This window comes from Mycobacterium sp., from assembly GCF_049683355.1.
In the GTDB taxonomy this organism is placed as follows: domain Bacteria; phylum Actinomycetota; class Actinomycetes; order Mycobacteriales; family Mycobacteriaceae; genus Mycobacterium.
Map to the genome: position 1 here is coordinate 1 of NZ_JBAUJB010000368.1, position 2,209 is coordinate 2,209.

At 69.6% G+C, this 2,209-nt stretch carries 3 protein-coding genes; all 3 read right to left on the minus strand.

All coding sequences use genetic code 11. The annotated features are described in order from the left end of the window. Positions 1–727, minus strand: a 727-nt coding sequence (hisF, locus tag WA944_RS21065) for an imidazole glycerol phosphate synthase subunit HisF (RefSeq protein WP_526647314.1), incomplete at its 3' end; no start/stop codon positions are given. Between the two features lie 9 nt (positions 728–736). Next, on the minus strand, positions 737–1,546 hold the full coding sequence (locus tag WA944_RS21070) for an inositol monophosphatase family protein (protein WP_526647315.1): 810 nt from the start codon (positions 1,544–1,546) through the stop codon (positions 737–739). After that, positions 1,543–2,209 (minus strand): bifunctional 1-(5-phosphoribosyl)-5-((5-phosphoribosylamino)methylideneamino)imidazole-4-carboxamide isomerase/phosphoribosylanthranilate isomerase PriA (gene priA / locus WA944_RS21075; RefSeq protein WP_526647316.1); only part of this gene is annotated, 667 nt, incomplete at its 5' end. The genes priA and WA944_RS21070, both read right to left, overlap by 4 nt.

Sequence of the window (2,209 nt, forward strand, 5' to 3'; positions counted from 1 at the left end):
GTTCCCGGAAGTGGAACACGCTCGCGGCGAGGACGGCGTCGGCACCTGCAAAAACCGCGGGCGCAAAATGTTCCACCGCACCCGCTCCGCCGCTGGCGATCACCGGCACCGACACCGCTCCGCGCACCGCGCGCAGCATCTTCAGGTCGAAACCGGCCTTGGTGCCGTCGTAGTCCATCGAGTTGAGCAGGATCTCGCCGACCCCGAGTTCGGCCCCGCGCGCCGCCCATTCGATCGCATCGATTCCGGTGCCGCGGCGCCCGCCGTGGGTGGTCACCTCCCAGCCCGACGTGGTGGCCTCGCTCCCTTCGGGCACTGTGCGCGCGTCCACCGACAGCACGATGCACTGCGAGCCGAACTGCCGGGAGAGCTCCGAGAGCAACTCCGGGCGTGCGATCGCCGCGGTGTTGACGGCGACCTTGTCCGCCCCGGCGCGCAGCAGGACGTCGACGTCTTCGACCGCTCTGACGCCGCCGCCTACGGTGAGGGGGATGAAAACCTGCTCGGCGGTGCGTCGGACCACCGCCAGCATGGTGGCCCGGCCCGACGAGGAGGCCGTCACGTCGAGGAACGTCAACTCGTCGGCGCCCTCGGCGTCATAGGCGGCAGCCAGCTCGACCGGATCGCCTGCATCACGCAGGTTCTCGAAGTTCACACCCTTGACCACGCGTCCGTCGTCGACGTCCAGGCACGGGATCACCCGGGTGGCAACGTCATTGGAAGTCACTGGCGGCCCTCACGCGTAGTCCTCCGGCTCCCCGACGGCTCGCACGATCTCCAGCATCTGCTCGTGCACGCCCGGCGCGGCCACCAGCGCCGAGGGCGAGGACACCGTCCACGGCAGTCCGGCGAGGTCGGTGACGACACCTCCTGCGGCCCGCACCAACGCCACGCCGGCAGCGTGGTCCCAGACGTGATGGCCGAAACTGATTGCGCCGCCGAGGATGCCGGCCGCGACGTAGGCAAGGTCGATTCCCGTCGCCCCGTGCATCCGCAGTCGCGAGCACTCGCGGCTCAGCCCCTCCAGAACTGCCATCCGGTACCGGCCCGGGTAGCGACCGCGCGAGTCGATGTTGAAGGTGCCGATCCCCACCACCGAGTCCGAAAGCTCCGAGGGTGCCAGTGCCTGCAGCACCTCGCCGTTGCAGCGCACCGGTTCCCCGACCATCGCGGTGTAGCGCTGCGCGGTGAACGGCAACCAGGTGAGCCCCAGCACCGGTTCGCCGTCGGCGAGCAGACCCAACAGTATCGCCGCCGTAGGCAGCCCGGCGGCATAGTTGAACGTCCCGTCGATCGGGTCGAGCACCCACACCAACTCGGAGTCCAGCGGTTCCCCACCGAACTCTTCGCCGTGCACCCCGATGCCGGTCAACCGGGTCAGCTCGGCCACCACCCGGCGTTCGATGGCGAGGTCGACCTCGGTGGCGAAGTCGTTGCCCTTCTTGGCGACCGCGGAATCGGCGCGGTGCCCCGCGATGAACTGCGTCGACGCGGCATCGAGTACCTCGGCCGCGGTGGCCAGCAGCGGGGCCAGATCGACGGTCACGTGTTGACCGCGGCCAGCGCCTGCGGCAACGTGAATCTTCCTGCGTACAGGGCCTTCCCGACGATGGCGCCCTCCACCCCGCGGCCTGTCAGGGTGGCGATCGCGCGGAGGTCGTCCAGGCTGGACACCCCGCCGGAGGCGATGACGGGCGCGTCGGTGCGTTCGGTGACCTTGGTCAACAGGTCCAGATTCGGCCCGTTCAATGTGCCGTCCTTGGTGACATCGGTGACCACGAAGCGTGAACATCCTTCGCGGTCAAGACGTTCCAGCACCGGCCACAGATCGCCGCCGTCGGTCTCCCAGCCGCGACCCCGCAGCCGGTGCTCTCCTTCAGCAATCTTGACGTCGAGCCCCACGGCCACGCGTTCGCCGTGCTCGGCGACGACCTTGGCACACCACTGCGGGTTCTCCAGCGCCGCCGTACCCAGGTTGACGCGCGCACAACCGGTGGTCAGGGCCGCCGCGAGCGACTCGTCGTCGCGGATGCCCCCGGACAGTTCAACCGCCACGTCCAGCCTGCCGACCACCTCGGCGAGCATCTCGCGGTTGGACCCCCGGCCGAACGCAGCGTCGAGGTCCACCAGGTGGATCCACTCGGCGCCGTCGCCCTGCCAGGTCATCGCGGCGTCGAGCGCCGAGCCGTACTCGGTCTCACTACCGGCC